Source organism: Candidatus Baltobacteraceae bacterium (genome assembly GCA_036488875.1).
Classification (GTDB): domain Bacteria; phylum Vulcanimicrobiota; class Vulcanimicrobiia; order Vulcanimicrobiales; family Vulcanimicrobiaceae; genus JAFAHZ01.
Genome location: DASXGW010000004.1, coordinates 446,561 through 465,482, shown reverse-complemented (window position 1 = coordinate 465,482; position 18,922 = coordinate 446,561). Strand labels below are relative to the sequence as shown.

Annotated in this window: 18 protein-coding genes; 6 read left to right on the top strand and 12 right to left on the bottom strand. The window is 58.8% G+C overall.

Features of this window, described 5'->3' with window-relative positions:
• The first annotated feature begins 36 nt into the window (after nucleotides 1-36).
• Nucleotides 37-2,022 (top strand): hypothetical protein, encoded by a 1,986-nt coding sequence (locus tag VGG89_07640; GenBank protein HEY1976399.1) that lies wholly within the window; start codon nucleotides 37-39, stop codon nucleotides 2,020-2,022.
• A gap of 159 nt (nucleotides 2,023-2,181) precedes the next feature.
• Here VGG89_07640 and VGG89_07635 read toward each other — a convergent pair whose 3' ends face one another.
• The 3 genes from VGG89_07635 to VGG89_07625 are packed head-to-tail and all read right to left on the bottom strand — an operon-like array spanning nucleotide 2,182 to nucleotide 3,763.
• Nucleotides 2,182-2,541 (bottom strand): hypothetical protein, encoded by a 360-nt coding sequence (locus VGG89_07635; protein HEY1976398.1) that lies wholly within the window; start codon nucleotides 2,539-2,541, stop codon nucleotides 2,182-2,184.
• Nucleotides 2,541-2,942 (bottom strand): hypothetical protein, encoded by a 402-nt coding sequence (locus tag VGG89_07630; protein ID HEY1976397.1) that lies wholly within the window; start codon nucleotides 2,940-2,942, stop codon nucleotides 2,541-2,543. The genes VGG89_07635 and VGG89_07630 overlap by 1 nt, the downstream gene beginning before the upstream one ends.
• Before the next feature lie 26 nt (nucleotides 2,943-2,968).
• A complete protein-coding gene (locus VGG89_07625; GenBank protein ID HEY1976396.1) occupies nucleotides 2,969-3,763 on the bottom strand; it encodes a hypothetical protein in 795 nt (264 codons plus the stop codon).
• A gap of 63 nt (nucleotides 3,764-3,826) precedes the next feature.
• Between VGG89_07625 and VGG89_07620 the strand changes: the two genes are divergently transcribed.
• Nucleotides 3,827-4,687, top strand: a complete 861-nt coding sequence (locus tag VGG89_07620) for an HNH endonuclease signature motif containing protein (protein ID HEY1976395.1) — start codon at nucleotides 3,827-3,829, stop codon at nucleotides 4,685-4,687.
• A 9-nt stretch (nucleotides 4,688-4,696) separates the two neighbouring features.
• Here the strand turns inward: VGG89_07620 and VGG89_07615 are convergent, their stop codons facing one another.
• Nucleotides 4,697-5,623, bottom strand: a complete 927-nt coding sequence (locus VGG89_07615) for an HNH endonuclease (GenBank protein ID HEY1976394.1) — start codon at nucleotides 5,621-5,623, stop codon at nucleotides 4,697-4,699.
• 129 nt (nucleotides 5,624-5,752) lie between these two features.
• On the opposite strand from VGG89_07615, the gene VGG89_07610 reads away from it, so the two are divergent.
• Nucleotides 5,753-6,778, top strand: coding sequence for a restriction endonuclease (locus VGG89_07610; protein HEY1976393.1), 1,026 nt, complete (start codon nucleotides 5,753-5,755; stop codon nucleotides 6,776-6,778).
• A gap of 25 nt (nucleotides 6,779-6,803) precedes the next feature.
• Here the strand turns inward: VGG89_07610 and VGG89_07605 are convergent, their stop codons facing one another.
• Complete coding sequence (locus tag VGG89_07605) at nucleotides 6,804-7,067, bottom strand: hypothetical protein (protein ID HEY1976392.1); 264 nt, start codon at nucleotides 7,065-7,067, stop codon at nucleotides 6,804-6,806.
• Between the two features lie 63 nt (nucleotides 7,068-7,130).
• Between VGG89_07605 and VGG89_07600 the strand changes: the two genes are divergently transcribed.
• Nucleotides 7,131-7,511: a hypothetical protein gene (locus tag VGG89_07600; GenBank protein ID HEY1976391.1), complete on the top strand. Its 381-nt coding sequence runs from the start codon at nucleotides 7,131-7,133 to the stop codon at nucleotides 7,509-7,511.
• A 173-nt stretch (nucleotides 7,512-7,684) separates the two neighbouring features.
• Here VGG89_07600 and VGG89_07595 read toward each other — a convergent pair whose 3' ends face one another.
• Both VGG89_07595 and VGG89_07590 read right to left on the bottom strand, forming a co-directional pair.
• The gene (locus VGG89_07595) at nucleotides 7,685-8,821 is read right to left on the bottom strand and encodes a DUF2130 domain-containing protein (GenBank protein HEY1976390.1); all 1,137 of its coding nucleotides are present in this window, start codon (nucleotides 8,819-8,821) and stop codon (nucleotides 7,685-7,687) included.
• 14 nt (nucleotides 8,822-8,835) lie between these two features.
• Nucleotides 8,836-9,030: a hypothetical protein gene (locus VGG89_07590; protein ID HEY1976389.1), complete on the bottom strand. Its 195-nt coding sequence runs from the start codon at nucleotides 9,028-9,030 to the stop codon at nucleotides 8,836-8,838.
• 127 nt (nucleotides 9,031-9,157) lie between these two features.
• Here VGG89_07590 and VGG89_07585 point away from each other — a divergent pair, with 127 nt between their 5' ends.
• Both VGG89_07585 and VGG89_07580 read left to right on the top strand, forming a co-directional pair.
• Nucleotides 9,158-9,418: an HTH domain-containing protein gene (locus tag VGG89_07585; GenBank protein HEY1976388.1), complete on the top strand. Its 261-nt coding sequence runs from the start codon at nucleotides 9,158-9,160 to the stop codon at nucleotides 9,416-9,418.
• Nucleotides 9,419-9,478: 60 nt separating this feature from the next.
• Nucleotides 9,479-10,402, top strand: a complete 924-nt coding sequence (locus VGG89_07580; GenBank protein HEY1976387.1) for a WYL domain-containing protein — start codon at nucleotides 9,479-9,481, stop codon at nucleotides 10,400-10,402.
• 135 nt (nucleotides 10,403-10,537) lie between these two features.
• Here the strand turns inward: VGG89_07580 and VGG89_07575 are convergent, their stop codons facing one another.
• From VGG89_07575 to VGG89_07555, 5 genes are all read right to left on the bottom strand, one after another.
• Nucleotides 10,538-11,821 carry a hypothetical protein gene (locus tag VGG89_07575; protein ID HEY1976386.1) on the bottom strand — a complete coding sequence of 428 codons (1,284 nt, stop codon included), beginning with the start codon at nucleotides 11,819-11,821 and terminating at the stop codon, nucleotides 10,538-10,540.
• 533 nt (nucleotides 11,822-12,354) lie between these two features.
• Entirely contained in the window at nucleotides 12,355-12,531 is a 177-nt protein-coding gene (locus VGG89_07570; protein ID HEY1976385.1) for a hypothetical protein, read from the bottom strand.
• Between the two features lie 277 nt (nucleotides 12,532-12,808).
• Nucleotides 12,809-15,901 (bottom strand): type I restriction endonuclease subunit R, encoded by a 3,093-nt coding sequence (locus tag VGG89_07565; GenBank protein HEY1976384.1) that lies wholly within the window; start codon nucleotides 15,899-15,901, stop codon nucleotides 12,809-12,811.
• The gene (locus tag VGG89_07560) at nucleotides 15,902-17,239 is read right to left on the bottom strand and encodes a hypothetical protein (GenBank protein HEY1976383.1); all 1,338 of its coding nucleotides are present in this window, start codon (nucleotides 17,237-17,239) and stop codon (nucleotides 15,902-15,904) included.
• Complete coding sequence (locus VGG89_07555; protein HEY1976382.1) at nucleotides 17,193-18,776, bottom strand: class I SAM-dependent DNA methyltransferase; 1,584 nt, start codon at nucleotides 18,774-18,776, stop codon at nucleotides 17,193-17,195. The genes VGG89_07560 and VGG89_07555 overlap by 47 nt, the downstream gene beginning before the upstream one ends.
• Nucleotides 18,777-18,922: the final 146 nt, after the last annotated feature.

The window sequence follows — 18,922 nt, the reverse complement described above, 5'->3', positions numbered from 1 at the left end:
CAGGCCCTTCCTCACGAAACCCGAAAAGCTCGCCGCATGTCGCGATTCGCCTATTATATTGTTGGGGCACTTCTTCTTGCGTTGTCGACTGGTTGCGCGCACGGTCCGGCTAACAGCATTCCGGCCACGCCGGCAATCCCCCATTCGTCGCTCGCGTTAGCCCCTCGCGCTGGTTCGCCCGCGAAGGCTCCCAAGTTCTTGATGCCCACACCCGATTTCTACGACAGCGGCTATACGCCCAGCGTCAGTTTTCTCAAACCCGGGAAACTCGTGGAAATGCACGTCAGTTCGACGGGCTACCTGTGGTATCGCATCGGGTTTGTGGATCGCGCGACCGTTTCGTGGGGCAAGAGCCACGACATCGATAGCGGCGATGTGCCCGCCATCGCCGGGGACGGCAATGACGGCGTATTCGAAGTCCACCGGCACAGTCCGCGCAACGATACGCTCTATTACGGCACGGGCAAAGTGCTGACCAACAACAGCATTCAGTGGATCAACACGAATAAGTATTCCAACGGCAACGATCCCATGGTGGCATTCTCGGGAAGAAACGCCATTCTCGAATCCCACGTCGACAGCGACGGTCTTGGCTCGTGGGGTGTCGCGACCATCGCTTCCAACGGCGAGGTGAAGTGGGGGACGAGAGGCCCGTTCACCGGCGGCTACGATCCCAGTGTCGCGGCAAATTCGAGCGGAATGGCCGTTGAAGTCGAACGGCGACAGCAAGACGTACACGGCTCGTACTTTCTCTACTATCGTGTGGGCCGGATCGATGCGGCAAACCGGACCGTCAACTGGCTCAATCGCCAAGAGCTTCCATTTGGCGCAACGGAGGCAACAGGCAAATCGACCGCCGTCGCGCTCGACGACGCGGGCAACGTCATCGCGCTCTACACGTGCAAAAAGTATGACGGCGTTTTTGCCTTTGCGTACGGTTGGTGTTCGATTACGGGAAAGCTTGAAAGCAACAACCTCGTGGACTGGGTCAACATCGGAGAACTATCGCCGCCGATGAATTATTTCATCGAAACGCACGGACTCTCGTCGCCCGGCGTGGCGACCTCGAATGGCGTGGCCGTCGGGGTGGCTCAGCAGGGCAGTAAAGGGCTGTATTTCGGAACGACGTTCCTGACCGATCGAAGCAATTGGATGGGCGATCGCCTCGACACCACGTTAAAGGATAAGACACTTCGCCAGATCGTGATTCCCGGTTCGCACGACGCCGGCATGTATAAAGGGAACGCGGATTTCCTTGGCTTGGCTCAAAATCAAGATTTTTACAACCAGCTCACCGGCGGCCAACGCTATTTCGATCTTCGGCCCGACGCAGAACTCAGGGTATACCACGGGCCCGTCAAGGGGCCGTCCGTGCAGGTCATTCTCAACGACGTCAAGCGCTATATGGATGAAGGCCATCGCGAAGTGGTCATCCTAAAGTTCTCGCATTTCGATTTCGAGCCGTCGCTAACCAAGGGTTCGCCGTACGCCAAACTCGCGGATATGATCACGACGACGCTGTCGAAGTATCTCTACGAGAATACTACCGACGAGCGTCTCGCAGATATTCCGCTCTCAACGCTTATTCCGGCCGACCACGGCATCGTTCTACCACTGATGGATCTACCGGGCAGTTTCACTACCGCCGGACACGCGGGTCTCTTTACGTACCGTGACTGGGATAGCAAAGTAGAAGCCGGTACAGAGTTCACCGTATACGACCAATATAGTAATACGTCGGTTCTCAGCTGGATGCAGAACGATCAGTTACAGAAGCTGCGCACTTTCAATGGTAAAATGGAAACGCTCCCGGGCCCCTGCGACCTATTCTTATTATCGTGGACGATTACGCCGGTGTTGGCGATACGCGCGAGCGCCGCTGAAGCGAATGCGACGCTGGCGCCGGAGATGTCTCACGTACGTCGCAACGGGTACGGTTATATTCCCAACATCTTGTATGTAGATTTTTACTCGTGGGCAGATGCGGCCGATGTCGCGATAGCCGCAAACGCAACACTCTAACCTTACCGAATCGCTTCACCAGCCGCCGGGGCCGATCTCCCATAGCTCGCCGTAGGTGACTCGGGTGAAGCGCTGCTGCGCAGCCGTACACGCCGCGCGGTCCCAGCCGCGGATGTCGTAGTCTCCGTTGCTCAATCGATACACCCACGGCTCGGCGTGCTAAGCGGAGAGACACCGCTGCAACTCTGCGAGAATCTGCGGTGAGTAGTTCTTCGCGAACGACTTTGCAACACCGCGAGCGTTCGGATGCGGCAAGAAGACGATCGTGCGACGGCGGCCGCCGAGATCGCGCTCTACCGGCGAACTCGGCTGCGCGGCGCCAATACCGAGCATCGCTTCGCGGGCGACCCTTCCGAACACCACCACGACGCGGGCTGCGGCAACGCCCCACACTCGGTCCATAAAGCGCTTGTAGCACTCGCCGACGGCTTCGGTCACACCGTATTCGTCCTCGGTCTTGCAGTGTACGACCTCGGTCAGCGCATAATCCGTTCCCGGCACAACCGGTCGCTCCGGCATCAGCTCGCGCGCTCGCGCACGCACGCTGGCCAATACTTGACGGTCTTGATCGGCGTGCCGTCGGGCGCTGTCGATTTGACCCCGTCGAGGATATAGGTACGCGCGCCTCCACCAAAGGCCAAGTGACCTGACTCCCAAACTTCTTCGGGCGACGATTTGCCCATCGCGTGATCGTCCTTACCGATCGACGGATTCGACGAAACGAAGAGCAACGGCGCGACGTCGATCTGCCCCACCCATGGTTCGGGAAGCTGAAACGTATCGATCGACGCTGCGCCTTGCTTCGAGACGATACTATAGCATGGATTCGCTTTGTCGCCACCGATGCAACGCTCGACATTTGGGCAGTACGCGATCGCATCGAATGTCTCGCGAACGGACGATGTACCTGAAGTCTGCATAAGCGGTCCTCCTTCGTTGCTGCGGGTCACGCTCTTCGCCACGCCGGCGCCCACACGGTACGCCGAAACTGTTCGGCTTGCAGCGGCGAGCCGTCCCAAATGTGGTAGTACCGGTTCGCTTCGAGGTCTTCCCGCGGAATCGAGTCGAGCGGGTGGTGGATGATCGCAACGCGGGATGCGCTCAATGACTCCCGCAGCGCCGGGCTCGGGTCCCATTTTGAAAACAGCTGCACCGCGACCTGATCGGTTCCGTGCGCCAGGATTCTAAAGACGTCGGCTAAGGTGCGCTCGGGGCGTCCCTCGCATTTTCCGCAATCGGGGTGAAGCCGCCGATCGAACAGCTCATTGACGACGTTTTCGTGGAACTCGGCTTGCCGCATTGCCGTCCCGATGAGTGAGAGATTCCGCTCGATTCGAGCGTTCTGCGCGTTCATCTCGACGCGCGACGCGACGGTGTTGACGACACCCATCGGAAACTCCCACGCGCCGTTCCATCCTCGCGTGATGGAAGCTTCGGCTGCCTCCTCGGTGCTCGATGCAAAGTCGACGACGATCGCGTTGCGCAGATCGACCATCGGCGGCTGAGCGTACCACCCGTGTCCCCACGCCAATGCCACCAACGAATCGGCGAAGCTCGTGAACGCGTAACACTCGTCGGGATAGCCGTGCCACAAGCGCTCTTCGCCGCCGTCGGGTTGCGGGGAGGCAATGAACGCGTGACTGGCGTCGGCAGCGGCGACCAACGGCGAGGTCGCAGCGAACGGCGCGGCAGTCGCGAGGCCTAAAATACGTAAGAATTGCAATCGTGTCGAGTGGTCCATGCATCGATGATATACGGCGCGCTTGCCAACCGTCTGGCACACGCCGGGGATAGACTCAGCCCTATGAGTTGGAGTCCGTTTCGCGATGCCAAGACTCGCGCTCTCTGGCGAGAGCTCTTGATGCGCGAGCAGAGCGGGTTGTGCGCTCTCTGCGGGCACCGCTTCCCGCAACCAGGCCAGTGCAGCCCGGACGTCGACGCGGGTTTCGCGCCGACGTTCGATCACGTCATTCCGCGGGTGCACGGCGGCGAGGACGCGTTGCACAACCTGCGTCTCGTTCATCGCGCCTGCAATCACATGCGCGGAGACGCCGGCGGCCTCGAGCGAATCCCGCCGATCCCGCGGTCGCTCCGGGTCCCAGCGCCGCCGCTGCGGCGCGTGCGAATCAGCCGGGAGGGCGAGGCGTGGTGCCGCAATCGCGATTGGAAGCGCGCCTACCCTTCGCTGACGACGGCATGGATCGCCGCTTTTTGCAGTTTCTCGCAAACGGGGCGCGTTCATGCGCCCTATCGCTGCGGGCGTAGCACGCGCGCATGGGCAGTCGTGCGGCATCGCGTGAGCACGAACCCGTGGCGCTTCGATCCGATCGTCTACTGGATCGGCAGCGTCAAGCGCCGCTCCCATGGATGCGGATTGTGGCATCTAACGTCGCTCCCTGGCCATCTCCTATCGAGCGAAAAGCATTTGGCACTACCAAAGCCGATGGGCTGGGAAGCCTACCATCGCGCCGTCGACGGCAGCTGGGTTCCTAAGGACCGCGAATGCATTCGCGGCAATGGATTGCCGAAAAAACAGTTCGCAACGCGAGAAGACGCCGAGCGTTGCGCTCGAGCGATGTCGGTGCCCGAGGGGCGGCGCGGCCGGCGATATCATGCCTACGTGTGCAGCAACGGGCACATCCACGTCGGCGCGCTCAAGGATTGACTTCGTCCTTTACTTTTTGAACCGCTCCAAGCCGTGCCACTCCAGATGTTCGCGGCTCGGATAGTTTTCCCGATCGCTGGGAAGGAAGATTGTCGGCCGCTGTTTGGCGTAGTCGTAGTAGACCTGGCCGTTGTCGAAATCCTCACGGAGACGGTCGCTCACGACGAACCGGTAGTCCGGCGTTATCGTAACGTACCCTTGATCGAAGAGCGTGTGAATATCCGAGCGCAACGCGAGCCCGTTGGCGATCTCGTGCTGCGCAACGTCGGCAAACGGCCGAATATGGCTCGCCTGAAGAACTGGAACCGTGTGCTCTCCGCTTACTGCACAGCGCCGCTCGTACGCATCGAGCACCAGCTTTCGAAAGGCCCCCTGGCCCAGCCGCACTTGTTGCAAAACGGGCTGCCCATAGCCGCCAAACGCACTTGCGGGCACAGCCGGCTGCGCGCTCAGCGCGATCGAAACGTCGTGCCAAACCCGCCGCGCGACCGGTTCCGCCGACGAATAGTACTTGCCGGCCTGCAGGTTCGGAGGCCAACCTTCAGGCTGAGGTATGGGACTTGCGAAAAACGTCGGCTGGGACAAGATGATGCAGCCGACCTCATCGTCGACGCTTGCCGACTCTTGGGCGCGATTGGCTGCAATCCGCCGCCTGAGTTCCTCGAGCGATGGCGCACCGTTCTTGGTCTTAAAGAACTCCCACGCGTCGCGAATCGACATTCGTTCCGCGAGCGATACGAATCCAACCCCGCCGATGACGTTCCTGGGCGCTTTGAGCTTGAGGAGAAACGGTGTGCCGCGCTCGGCCCGAATGATCCGGCCGCTGGGACTCCAGAAGTTGATCTCATCAAGCGGCGGCTCGTTCTGCAAGAAACGGAACCACTGTTCGTCGGTCACGCCAACGTAGAATCGAGCCGGAACCATCTGTTGTGCCATCCAGTACCGACCGGACATTCGCACCCGACGAGTGGCGCCCTCGTGCGTGCAGCCACCCGTTTGATGACTGCGGAGGCGAAGAGATAGTATGCGGGCGAAACCCGGATTAAAGACGACTGGGAGGAACGCATGGCTATTTGGCTCGTCCGGGCTGGCCGTAACGGTGAACGCGAGGCATTGGCTCTCGAACGCAATGTCGCGACGATTGGCTGGACCGAAATGCCGGATCTGGGAACGTTCCGCGATCGAGATGAGATGCGCCGGTCTTTCTCCGAGCACTACTCCGCCGAATCGGCCGGCACGCTAGCGAACTGGACGGGGCAGTGCTGGCGTTTCGCAAAGGAAATCGCGATAGGCGACGTTATCGCGATGCCGCTCAAGAGCCGTCCAGCAGTTCAATTCGGAAACGTGACGGGCCCATATAAATATGAACCTAGCTTTCCGCCTGGAACCGAGCACACGCACGCCGTGAACTGGGCGCGCGAGGTACCCAGGGCGCAAATTGATCAGGATCTGCTGTTCTCTCTGGGCTCCACGATGACGGTTGCAAGAATATCCCGTAACGATGCGGAGCAGCGGTTTCGCGCCATGATGAGCAGGGTTGCAGGGTCCGGCACGCCGCAGGGTGCGGATTCGACGACAAAGGAAGATGGCCAGCAACCCGAGTCGGAAACGCTCGACATCGAAGAGTTCGGCCTTGACTCGATCCGACGACATATACGCACCAAATTTGCCGGCCATGGACTGGCAAGGCTCGTAGAAGCCGTCCTCATCGCGCAAGGGTACAAAACTCACAGGTCACCACCTGGCGCCGATCGTGGAGTCGACATCCTAGCCGGCCGGGGGCCGCACGGATTAGATTCTCCGCGGCTCTGCGTTCAAGTCAAGTCCGGCGATATACCAATAGACGTCAAGGTCTTTCGTGAACTTGACGGCATTCTTGGCAAGTTTAAGGCCGACAACGGCCTCCTCGTTTCTTTTGGTGGCTTTCGCTCATCGATTCCGGGTGAAACGCAGTACGACTATTTTCGTATTCGACTGTGGAACGATGCAGATCTCATCGAAGCTCTAACAACCTGCTACGAAAATCTTCCTGAGGACGTGAAGGCGGATATCCCGCTGAAGCGGGTCTGGACGCTAGCGACCGAGGAATAGTCGCCCGCAACCTCTGGGCGTTATGCTACCGCTTCGAGTATTCGTAAAACGACATCGCGATTCGTGCAGATTTCCGACGGATCCAGCGCTCCTGAAGCGCAAACCACGTGCGCATGGCGAACAGCACCGACGCCCACCAGAACAGCCACCACCAGCCGTCGCTTTCGATGTGCCAACTGTAGATGATGAAGGAGGCGACCATCGCAATGAATGCCTGCAACGCAATCCGGCCGTTGCGATCGGCCTCGGCCTTATGCTTGCGCGCTTCGAGAATGAACGGGTCTTCCATATGTTCATTGAAGCCAACGCTCGCGCCAGACGGTTGGCACTCCGAGCCGCGACAATCGCATACGTGAAAATCTACGAACACGACCTCCGCCTCTACGGACTGCTCAAGCGCTGTCTGAGCGGCGACTACGTGAGCCCTGGGGCCGACGCGCTGACGCCGGCGATGCGCGACGGCATGTTACGGTCGCTCCCGCACGTCGAGGTCGCCGACGTCTGCAGCTGCGGCACGGAAAACTGCCGCTCGTTCAACACGACCCACTCACCCGTCGTCAGTGACCCCGTCTTCAAAGTCCGGTTCCTCGTCAACGGCGAGCTCATGGTCACGTGCGACGCGCGCGGCAGCATCTTTCGCATCGAGTGGCTCCCCGGCGAGCCGACGAATCCACCAAAGCGCTGCTATGTGGCTACCGGTGATGGATTCAAACCCCGACCCCATGCCGGCTAACCTCGCTTTTCTTAGTCATCGGAAATCGCCAGCACCGTACTCGTCGAAGTCGGAATCCTCACTCTCGTACAAGTCATCGTCTTCGTCGTCGATCGACGGCGGATCTTCGCTCGACAGCACAAACCCGAGCAACGGTAGGTTATGCGAAAGACGGAGCAGTACCCCGAACACGGCTAGCCCGCCGCGACCAGCGCCGGCATCGGCAGCTCGTCGAGCTCCTCGATCGTGATGCCCGCGATACCCTGAATGTCGCCGAGTAGGCGCTGCACGCTGACCTGCGCGATCGTGATGCGCTGCTCTTCCTTGGCCAGCTCGCGTTCGATGCGCGCGCGTTTGGCGTTGAGGTCGGTGCGCATATACGCGAGCGATTCGAGCACCGGCATCACCCGGTGCCTGAAGTCGGCGCCCATGAGGTAGTCGTAGACCATGTCGGCCTTCGTCTGCCGCCCTTGCGACGTCGCGCGGACGAACGCGACGCGCACGAGCGCCGAGCGCAACATCGACGCGATCGGCACGATTAGGGGCCGGCGCGTCACCCACACGTCGTCGACGTTTTTGAAGCTCGTCACGTCGGCCGGGACCGCTTGACTCACCAGCACGCTGACGTCGGCTTTGCTCTCGCGCTGATCGGCGCGCAGTTTTTCGAGCCACGCCGCGTTCCAGTTCTTGGTGCGCTTGGATTCCCACAGGATCGTGCCGCACACTTGTCCGCCCGGTGCGACCACCGTCTGCAGCAGATCGGCGCCGCATTCCCCCTTCGCGATCGGCGTGAACGTGTCGGTGGGAAAGGCCGCGCGAAGCTCCTGCTCGATGCTGATCTCTTGGCTCTCGCCCTGCAGCTGCTGCGAGCCCTGCGCGAGCCGGCGCTGCAGGTCCTCGATCTGCGTGCGCGCCTGACCGAGCTTCAGATCGCGATCGTGCACCTGCAGCTCGTACTGCTCCTTGATTCTTTCCTTCATTCTCAAGGTCTCGCCGTCGACGCGTCCGCGCACGCGCTGCTCGACCTCGAGATCGGCTTCGCTGAGCTTCTGCGCTAACGCATTGCGCGAGCGCTCGAGCTCGAGTTGGTCGGCCTGCGCGGCGGCAAGCTTATCGCGGTAGTCACCAACTGAGGTGCGCAACGCTTTGAGCGTGCGATCCTTCTCCTCGATCGCCGCGGCAGCCGCGATCTGCGCGTCGTGCGCAGCCTCGTCAGCCAGTCGTTTACGCTGCGCGGCAACACGCTTGGCGACTTCGCCTTCGATTTGACCGGCCAGCGCGCGTTCGGTCAGCGGAAACTCCGTTTTGCATTTCGGACAAGTGATCGTCATGCGTCTATCCTCCCTTAGGCAACGTGCCGGAGTTTGGTAGCGAGATGGAACGCGCCGCAGTGCGGACAGCGATAGACCGTGTGGTGCTTGGTCTTGGCGGCCTTGGCCTCGGCGCGCGTGGCGTAGGCGACCTTGGTCACGCCGTCGAGCCGCCGGCACGTGCGCGGAAGCAGCACCTGCGGTACGAGCACCTGCGTGCCGTCGGGCAACGGCCGCCCAACCAGGAGGAGGCGGCCGGGCGGGAATGCGTTCGAGCGTCTGTAGCATGAGCGTCGATCTCCTTAGGGCTCTAGTCAACCAGAGCGTCGTGCCATACGTGTGGCACGAGACGGCGCGATGATCGACGTCAATATGAGTACGATGGGAAAGCCGCGCGCGCCGGGCCTCCCGGCCCCCGCTATGCGGCGCAAGATCTCGGTCCTCGTGCAGCTCGTCCGCCGGCGACGGGTGTCGCTGCGGCTGCTGCGCGATGCGTTTGCCGTGTCGGAGCGAACGGTGCTGCGCGATCTGCAAGAGCTGCGCGAGATCGGCAAGGTCGAGGGCTTTGCGATCGGCGAACGCGATGGCGCGGGAATGGTTTCCTTGACGGAATTCTAAACCTACGCCATGGCGCAGCGTTTAGGAAGACCGCGGAAGTCGGGCAGTCCGACGCCGGCAGTGGCGCGCAAGATCGGCATCTTGCTGGATTTGGTGCGCAATCGAAAGATCTCGCTGAAGGGCTGCGAGGCGACCTACGGCGCATCAGAGCGCACCATTTTGCGCGACCTGCAAGAGTTACGCAACATCGGAGAGACCGCGGGATTTCGCATCACCGAGCGGGAGCACGGCGATATCTGCGAATTGTCGGAGTTCAAGGCGTCTCCGCCGGGCATTCTCGAAGGCGAGAAGCGCGTACGCGCACTAATGGCCGAGCTGTTTAAGGCATTTGGCGATCCGGTGAACGAACTCGCCGGCGCGGTCGGCGCGGATGGCGATGAAACGCCGTTTCTTCACGTCGTACAGCCGCAGCTCGTAGACGGAACAGCGGTCGGCAAGATTTACCGCGACCTCGAAGCGGCGTGGCGAAGCAGTGCGCGCGTTGAGTTTCGCTACCGTGGCCAGGTGCGGCGAATCGAACCTGCAGCAGCGGTGGTGCGATCGGGGCGCTATTATCTCGTAGGGCGCGACATCGACAAGGGCCGCGACGGCTGGCGACAGTTCTCGATGGACGTTATCGAGGGTTCAATCAAGCGCGTAGGCACGTATACGCGCACCGCACCTCCGACTAAATACACATCCGGCGATACTATCGGCTTCTTCAAGGGCGACGGCGAACCACAGACGGTAGAAGTGACCTTCTCAGAGGACATGGCCCCGGCGATGACTTCACGAAAATGGCAACACGCGCAACAGGTGCGGAAGAACGCCGATGGGACCGTAACCATAGCACTCATTGTGGATGATGTTGATGAGGTTATACGCTGGACGCTCGGATTTGGCGATGAGTCCTGGATCAGCAACCCACCGGCCGCTGTAGATCGATGCGAGGATCTCATAAAAAGAATTCTAGCACGGTACGGAGTACGCTCACTTCGCACCTAGGGCTTACTTCAAGTCTCATCATCTGCATCCGCAGGTCCATAGAATGTTGATGGCGGCCGACTGACAGTGCATTTTATCGATTGGCTGTAGCCTGCCGGCAAAGCTTGTGAGCTCATAACTGCATTATGCGCACTCTTAGTGAAAGTGCTCCGCCGCCTTCCAGAGAAAATACATATCCGATAGGGAGACATCCTCTTTTGCATCGTTGAAGTCCTTAACCGCCTTAGCACCCAATCCAACGCCAACAGGGGCCAGCAATCCAGCCACGGGCGTTAGAAGCCCAAGCGTCAGACCCGCCAAGGTTACTCCAGCACCAAGTGCGAGTGCGTTGTCCCGCTTACGGACATAAGAATCCATCCTATCACCGATCGCTCGGACTTCCACATCGATAACATCCTCAAGGATTTCCTGTGCGATTTTGCTCGGATTGTTGGAGCCAGCGCTATTAATCCGTTCGCGCGCTGCCTTTCTAATAGCGCTTTGGAACCGCTGGAACAAATCCTGATTTGACATCCTGAATTCGACCAGATCGCGCAGCGGGACATCACTTAAAACGGGGAGCTCGAGCGCAAACGCAACGTCCTCGATACGGTTTTGTACCGGATTCTTCAAGAGTTGTCCGTAGAATCGAATCGCCGCACCAAGAGGGAGGTCACTCTTTCGCGCAGATAGCGCATCTGCACTAAGATTTGCGATAAACCGTATTACAACACTTTTTGCAGCCGCCCTCCTCTGTTCGGACTCGCTAACTGGTATAGGACAACCATCTGCCTCGGCGCAAAGGTGCCCGGCAACAACGTGTTCGAAGAAGCGGTGGTGCAGGGCAAATTCTAAATGAGCGTGCCCGGAAATGTTTTCGGCACGAAACTCGATCCTTGCCTCCCGCGCCAGCGTCGTAATTACATTTTTGACATTAGCAATCGATTGATCTATTCGCGCCTCTTTCGCATGATCACGCCAATGCTGTCTACAAGCCGGAAGTCGAGATTCGAAGCGCACGAGGCTCATGGCCGAAGTCGCACGTAAATAGAAAATTGTATCTGCAGTGGAAGCAAGACGCTCCTCCAACCCGTCTTGGTCATGATGCGCGCCCTCGATTAGGCTATGCGCGACATCTGGCAAGACCACGCCGTCGAAATAGTGCCATGACTTGCCCAGCAACTCATCAGCCTCTTTGCGCAGGCACTCGTAATGGTAGCAACCGAGGGTACCGGTCAAGTCAATTCCTTTACCGGCCGAGAGCCACGTCGAACGTCGAGCCTTCGCATCTGGGGCCTGGCCAAACTCTGCGACCGGGCTCGATTGTTGCGCGGCGGCGCGTAACTGCTCTACGGTCGTTTTCCCGTCGAACGCGGCCTGAAATTCGTCGTGGCTCGAAATACCGCGCTCGTCCATCCAAGCCGCAAACCAGTATGTCATTGAAGCAGGCCTATTAAGTGCAACAAGGTAAGAACTAGTCAGGCGCCGCATCGACGTCCCACAACTCGGCACCGTTTTGATGGAATTCGATCGCGAGTCACGGGTTCGACGTGGTGCCTTCCTTCCGCCCTTGCCCGCGCCTTCTCCTAGCATTTATACCAGTGAGAACGCAATCGCCTTTTTTGATAGTTCGAAAGTCTCAGTCGTCCCGGGCTATGTTGGCCTGCCTCGCCGCTTTCTGGTAAATGAGCCCAAGCGAGTGAACCCCATCGAGACAGGCAACGCTCACGAGCGTAGACCCAAGTGCGACAGGTCGGCCGCGTACGCGCGCATAGTAGATTCGGCGACCGAGGACTCCGCGAAGCTTTCCGCACGCCGGCGAAGATCCCCGAGGTGAACAAGCGCGTTCCGCTCGGGGTTGTCAATCAGAGCAAGTGCTGTGTTCACGGCTTGAACTCCGCGACGTCGACGCCGAGCGCCGACTCGAACCACCTCGCAACGTAAAGGCGGTGGCAATCCTCTCGATGCTTCTCTTAGCACAATAGAATTGGCTCGTAGCCAGCGGCCAGCGTCACCAGATCATCGTGCGTCTGGCGCGGATCGAGCAAGGCGAACTGGGCTGCATATGCAGCGTCAAAGGTGCCGCTATCCATTTTCAACATTGCGATCGACGGACAGAGCGGTTTGTAGCTGCCACCCGTGAAACGCATCCATCTTGGTCCGAATCTTGCGATCGAGATGGCGCCGGGGCTCGTTCCCGCAATGGAAAAATAGCTGGTTGTCAAAACCAACCCCCGAGGTTGTGAATTTGTTTTGGACTATACCTTTAGTATAGCATTTGACACGCTAGTGTGCACGGGAAACCCCGCTAGTTTTTCAGGTTTCCCGCTTCGTAAGTCGCGAGAAGTGATGGTTATCGTCGGTGAAGAGCTGCGGTATTACTTTAATGTGGGTCCGATTGTCGCGCTAGTGGACAAGCTATTGATTTTAGGCAGCGACTTGGCAGAGCAACTCTGCCTGTTCTAGCACCTGTTCTGTGGCCTCTTCGGTGGCGTCTGGCGGGTAGCCGTGCTTGCGGAGCAACTTCTTGATCTTCAATCGGATACCGGCGCGAACGCTTTCTCGGAGATTCCAATCGATGGTGGCGCTTTCACGGACGCTCTTAACAAGGTCGCGCGCGATCGCGCGTAGTCGAGTGTCCCCAAGGACCTCTAACGCGTTCTTACTTTGGGCCAGGGCATCGTAGAATGACAGCTCGTCATCTGAGAGCCCCATTGCGTCAGCGCGCTTTGGCTCGTCTCTCAATTCTTTCGCAAACGCGATGAGATGCTCAATCAGCTGCATCGTAGTGACTGATCGGTTCTCATACTTGGCAATTGCCTCAGAAAGCATGTCTGAAAACCTACGCGCCTGAACAGCGTTCTGCTTCGACCGAACCTTAATCTCGTCGCGTAAAAGCCGCTCAAGCATTTCGCGTGCGAGGTTACGCTGCTCTATACCGGCGAGTTCCGCCAGAAAGTCGTCGGAGAACACCGCGATGTCTGGCCGCTTGACCCCGGCCTGCTCAAGGACGTCGACGATCCCACGTGAACCGACTGCCTCAGAGACGAGCTGCTGCAAAGCGAGGTCAATCTCCTCAAGGCTTTGTCCGCTAAGCGGCGTGATCTTAACGATCGTCGATCGCACACCCTTGAAGAACGCGACCTCGTCCGCGATCCCTCGAGCGTAGTCTGCGGTCGAAGCTAGCGAAAATGCCTTCGCAAGGCTGGCGCACGCTCGAAGATACCGTTTCTTCCCGTCGTCCAGACCGAGTATGTGGTCTGCACCATTCGTCAGTCCGAGCATCTTCTGTGCGGTATCGGCGTCGATATATGCCTGGTAAGGAAAACCGTGGAACATACCGCGCACGACTTCGTAATCGCGCTGCAACACTGCGACGGCGTCGCGCTCGTCCAACACCGGATTGCCTGTACCACCTGAGTCGATGTAGGTCGCCAACGCCCGCTTGAGGTCGTCGGCGATGCCAAAATAGTCGACGACTAGACCGCCAGCCTTAGTCTTGAACACCCGATTCACGCGCGCGATCGCTTGGACAAGGCTATGCCCTTTCATCGACTTGTCGACGTACATTGTGTGCAGTGAAGGCACATCGAAGCCGGTCAGCCACATGTCGCGCACGATCACGAGTTTGAGCGAATCGCTCGCGTGTTTGAAACGCTTCTCGATCGTGCGGCGTCGCGGTTTGTTGCGGATGTGTGGCTGCAAGAGCAGATCGTCCGCCGCGCTTCCCGTGATGACGACCTTAATCGTTCCCCGCTCGTCGGCATCGTCGTGCCACTTAGGTCGTCGCGCGACGATCGCCTGGTAGAGCCGCGCACAAATGCGCCTGCTCATACAGACGATCATCGCTTTGCCCTCGAACTCGAAGCCCTTCTGTCGCTGCTCAAAGTGTTCGACAAGGTCACGGGCGATTTCGTCAATGCGGGCGTCCGTTCCGACAAGCGCTTCTATCTGTGACCAGCGGCTCGCGCTGCGGCGTTTCTCGTCGTCCTCTTGCCCCTCGGTAATCTCCTCGAACTCTTCGTCGAGGTACGAGACCTTCACAGGATCGAGCTCGACTTTGACGATGCGAGCCTCATAGTATATCGGCACCGTGGCGCCGTCCTCTACGGCGCGACGGACATCATACACGTCGATATAATCCCCAAAGACACTGCGCGTATTGCGGTCGGACAGCTCGACTGGGGTTCCTGTGAAGCCAATGAATGACGCTTTCGGCAATGCGTCGCGCAGGTGTCGAGCGAATCCGTAGACTGTTTGGCCGGACTCCTCATCCACCTTCCCTTCGAATCCATACTGGCTACGATGCGCTTCATCCGCGATCACGATGACGTTTCGACGATCCGTAACCGCCGGATGGCGGCTGCCGTCACCTTCTGGAAAAAACTTCTGAATCGTGGTGAAAACGATGTGCCCAGAGGCGACCGTAAGAGCCCTGCGCAGATCCTCGCGCCCTTCGGCTTGTTCGGGCGCTTGGCGCAAGAACTCTGTACAGCGCATGAACTGACCAAATAGTTGATCATCGAGATCGTTGCGGTCGGTCAGAACCACCAGTGTGGGATTGGCAAGCTGTGGCTGCTGGGCGACCTTCGAGGCGTAGAAAGTCATTGAGAGACTCTTGCCGCTGCCCTGCGTATGCCAAAACACGCCAATTCGGCGATCGCCACCGTCAGCAGTGGCCGTGATGGTCCGCTCGACCGCTTTGTTTACGGCATAATACTGGTGATAGGCAGCTAGGATCTTGTTCGGCGGCATCGTTGCTTCGTACAGGATGAAGTGTCGCAGGATATCGAGCAGCCGCCGTTTCTGGAAGACTTCGTTGACGAGCGGTTCGATCTCAACTGGAACTTTGGCACCGTCTTCACGTTTCCACGTGCTAAAGCGCTCCCAATCCGCCGTGAGTGAACCCACCTTCGCCTGCGTTCCGTCCGCGACAATCAATAGCTCGTTGTACGCGAGCAGGCCGGGTAAATCGCGCTTGTAGGTCTGTGTCTGACGAAAGGCACTGAGAATTGTGGCTTTCTCATCCATCGGGTTCTTGAACTCGAAAAGCGCGACCGGCAGACCGTTAATAAAGACCAGCAGGTCAGGGCGGCGTTCACCAGCATCCTCTTTGACGGTGAATTGATTGACTGCGAGCCAGTCGTTCCCGTCGGGTTTCTCGAAGTCGATGATCCGTGCTTTAGCATAGCGAACACCACCCGCGCCATCACTATACTCGACACCCACACCTTCGATCATGAACTTGTGGAAACGCTGATTGTTGAGCACGAGATCAGTCGTCTCGTGGACTATAAGCTTGCGCAGCGCCTCATCGAGCGCAGAAACCGGAATCGCCGGATTCAAGCGGCGCAGTGCGGTGCGCAATCGCCCAACAAGTACTACATCTTTGAACGATGCGCGTTCCTCGGCGGCGCCGCCGGGTGCAATAATCGAGCCATGTTGATAGGCATAGCCGACGCCCTTGAAGAGGTCGATCGCGTATTGCTCGATCGCATCTTCGTCGAGGTACCCTGCCATCTAAGTGGACCGCTCCACAACGCGCTCCGCATCTGCTTCACAGATCTCACAAGAGATTAGCTTTGGCAAAAGCGCGTTTCGGATCGAGGACAGAGTATGTGATTCTCTTTCTGCTGCTTTCATGCGCTGCGCTAAGGCCATTTCGATGCTAAAGAACCAATCTTGGATGGCCTGCGGCGGCTGCACTATCTTAAGCACTCCGAGTGCTTGCGTTGAGACCGCCTGACCCTCTCGCGAGCTCGCAGAGATCGCACGATAGTAATAACTGGGGCTCGCCCGCATAAGTCTTTCAAGCATAGCGGGTGGAACGGAGGGGTTGACGACGCGGAAGACCTTGTAGGCCGGGCTTACGCTACCGAGTTCATCGCGCATTATGCCAAAATTTAGCACCTTTCGACTCAGGCCGAAAACGAAGTAGCCTCGCCGAATCAGTTTGTTTCTAGTCGCCGATCGGGAAAGTGTCTTCTTAAACCGGACCGATCTTAGCTGAAGACCCTCATTCGTAGAGGAATATTCCGGGGCAGCCTGGTTCCCAATTCGTTCGATACTCTCTTCCAGAATCTCTGATAAGGGCGCCGCGCTCCAGCCTTTCGGAATTCTTCCTAACTCCGACTCCTCGAACGAATCGGGGAAGATCGCGGCGATCTCTATCGGAAGGCCAGGGTCGCCGCCTTCGCTTTTTGCGAGAACGGGATCGAAGTCAACGAACCACGACTTGAACAACGCCAGCGCTACTGACTCGAGTGTCGCGCTCATCTTGCGGTTCAAGTCGATCTTGTCATCGAGAGCGCCTAGAAGCGCGGCGCTTGCACGTTGCCGCGACAGAGGCGGGAGTGCGATGCAAAGCTTAAGCTGATCGCGGAGACTTAGATATGGCGCCATGTCGGTTGACGACATCATCGCGCGAACCTGCTCTTGGCATTGGGTTGAGCGGGCCCATTGACGAAGGAATCCGGGATCGATGACTCGCCGGTCGAGGACGCGCCAAAACGAAAGGTGCGGAGAGTACACGGCTGGCGGATCGCCAGGTCGAATTACCGCTGTTCTTCCAGTACTATTTCCCTTAGTCGTGATTACGACGTCGTCTGGCCGTGAGCACTTAGGCAATAGGGCCGCCGTGCGTTTACTCGAGAACCTTTCGGCACCAGCCAAATTAATTCCCGAATCCTGAACGAGCGCCGCGCGCATGAATGGCAAACCATTGCCGTTAAGTTCGCTATTTTTTGCGCGATAACCGTCGCCAATTTGCAAGATTTGATTGGCGACTAGCTCTTCAAACGCAACTCGTTGCTCAGTCAAAACCGATGTTCCCGAGTGCGGCGATAATAGAGTCGTCAAGCCGCTCGCCTTCGGTCCGTTGCTCACGAAGAAGGGACGTCAGTCGCCGCATCTTATCAGCAAATGGCTCCGCATCGCCTTCGAGCTCCTCGGTTCCAATGTAGCGGCCCGGCGTGAGCACGTGACCGTGTTTGCGAATCTCGTCGAGGGATGCTGCTTTGCAGAGACCCGGAACATCCTCGTAACCACCGGCCTTCCCGCGCCAAGCGTGGTAGGCCTGGGCGATCTTCGCGACATCCTCGTTCCGAAGGGCACGGTGCGTCCGATCCGTCATTTCACCCATCTTGCGGGCGTCAATAAACAGAATCTCGTCACCGCGGTCCCGGAACTTGTGGTTTCGGCGGTTGCGCGCAAGGATCCATACGCAAACTGGAATCTGGGTCGTGTAGAAGAGCTGGCCCGGTAGCGCAATCAAACAGTCGATGAGGCCGCCGTTTTCCGACTCAATCATATTCCTACGGATCTCACCCTCGCCACCTTGGTTCGAGGACATTGAGCCGTTCGCCATCACGAATGCGGCGACGCCGGTCGGCGTCAAATGATAGACGAAATGCTGAATCCAAGCGTAGTTCGAGTTCCCGGCAGGCGGGATGCCGTAGCGCCAGCGCGGGTCATTGCGCAAACCGACGCCGCCCCATTCACTGTCGTTGAAAGGCGGATTGGCCAAGATGAAGTCAGCCTTTAGATCCGGATAGGCATCCTGAAGGAACGAGCCGCCTTCGTTCCAGGTGATGTCAGCCTCGATCCCGCGAATCGCGAGGTTCATCATTGCCAGGCGCCACGTCGTATGATTCGATTCTTGGCCGTAGATCGATACATCGCCGATCTTCCCACCGTGCGCCAGCACGAACTCTTCCGACTGCACAAACATGCCACCAGAACCAGCGCACGGGTCGAAGACGCGTCCTTTATATGGCTCAATCATCTCGACCAAGAGTCGAACGACAGAACGCGGTGTGTAAAACTCGCCGCCGGCCTTCCCTTCCGCGTTAGCGAATCGCCCGAGGAAGTATTCGTACACACGCCCAATAACGTCGTGCTTGCGCGCCTCAGCATCCCCCAAGCCAATGCCGTTCACGAGGTCGACGAGCTGACCTAGGCGCGTCGAGCCGAGAGACGGCTTTGCGTATTCCTTCGGCAAGACGCCGCGCAGTCGCTGGTTCTCATGTTCAATCGCAATCATCGCCTTGTCGACGATCTCGCCGATCCGTGGTGACTTAGCCTGCGCCGCAATCTGCGACCATCGCGCCGCCGGCGGCACCCAGAAGACATTGCGCGCCATGTACTCGTCGCGGTCTTCGGGATCCGACTCCCGGTCGTCGGCGAGTTGGCCGTGCAGTTCTTCAAATGCGTCGGAAATATACTTGAGAAAGATCAGGCCGAGAACGGGGTGTTTGTACTCGGACGCATCCATCGAACCGCGGAGGGTATCCGCCGCCGCCCAAAGTGTCGCTTCGAACCCCAGGTCACCGCCATTTCCGGTCTTGCCATTTGTCTTCGCCGTCGAGCTCTTGGCCGTCGCTCTTGTGCGTGGCATGCCTCTGAGTGCCTCCCATCAACAACTGAACCTTATGGCCCAAACGGTGGCGACCACGTCACGATAACACTGTTTCGAACGCCGGCACGTCACCATCGAACCCGGGCTGAGGTTCTGCCCACCGATCGGCGGATCCGCCCTTTCGG

Excerpts from the sequence above, each read along its gene's own strand:
- VGG89_07575 (HEY1976386.1), bottom strand. The coding sequence starts at position 11,821 with ATGACATACTGGTTTGCGGCTTGGATGGACGAGCGCGGTATTTCGAGC.
- VGG89_07605 (HEY1976392.1), bottom strand. The coding sequence starts at position 7,067 with ATGGAAGACCCGTTCATTCTCGAAGCGCGCAAGCATAAGGCCGAGGCC.
- VGG89_07555 (HEY1976382.1), bottom strand. The coding sequence starts at position 18,776 with ATGCCACGCACAAGAGCGACGGCCAAGAGCTCGACGGCGAAGACAAAT.
- VGG89_07610 (HEY1976393.1), top strand. The coding sequence starts at position 5,753 with ATGGCTATTTGGCTCGTCCGGGCTGGCCGTAACGGTGAACGCGAGGCA.
- VGG89_07615 (HEY1976394.1), bottom strand. The coding sequence starts at position 5,623 with ATGGCACAACAGATGGTTCCGGCTCGATTCTACGTTGGCGTGACCGAC.
- VGG89_07620 (HEY1976395.1), top strand. The coding sequence starts at position 3,827 with ATGAGTTGGAGTCCGTTTCGCGATGCCAAGACTCGCGCTCTCTGGCGA.
- VGG89_07595 (HEY1976390.1), bottom strand. The coding sequence starts at position 8,821 with ATGACGATCACTTGTCCGAAATGCAAAACGGAGTTTCCGCTGACCGAA.
- VGG89_07570 (HEY1976385.1), bottom strand. The coding sequence starts at position 12,531 with ATGCGTTTCACGGGTGGCAGCTACAAACCGCTCTGTCCGTCGATCGCA.
- VGG89_07640 (HEY1976399.1), top strand. The coding sequence starts at position 37 with ATGTCGCGATTCGCCTATTATATTGTTGGGGCACTTCTTCTTGCGTTG.
- VGG89_07625 (HEY1976396.1), bottom strand. The coding sequence starts at position 3,763 with ATGGACCACTCGACACGATTGCAATTCTTACGTATTTTAGGCCTCGCG.
- VGG89_07565 (HEY1976384.1), bottom strand. The coding sequence starts at position 15,901 with ATGGCAGGGTACCTCGACGAAGATGCGATCGAGCAATACGCGATCGAC.
- VGG89_07585 (HEY1976388.1), top strand. The coding sequence starts at position 9,158 with ATGATCGACGTCAATATGAGTACGATGGGAAAGCCGCGCGCGCCGGGC.
- VGG89_07630 (HEY1976397.1), bottom strand. The coding sequence starts at position 2,942 with ATGCAGACTTCAGGTACATCGTCCGTTCGCGAGACATTCGATGCGATC.
- VGG89_07635 (HEY1976398.1), bottom strand. The coding sequence starts at position 2,541 with ATGCCGGAGCGACCGGTTGTGCCGGGAACGGATTATGCGCTGACCGAG.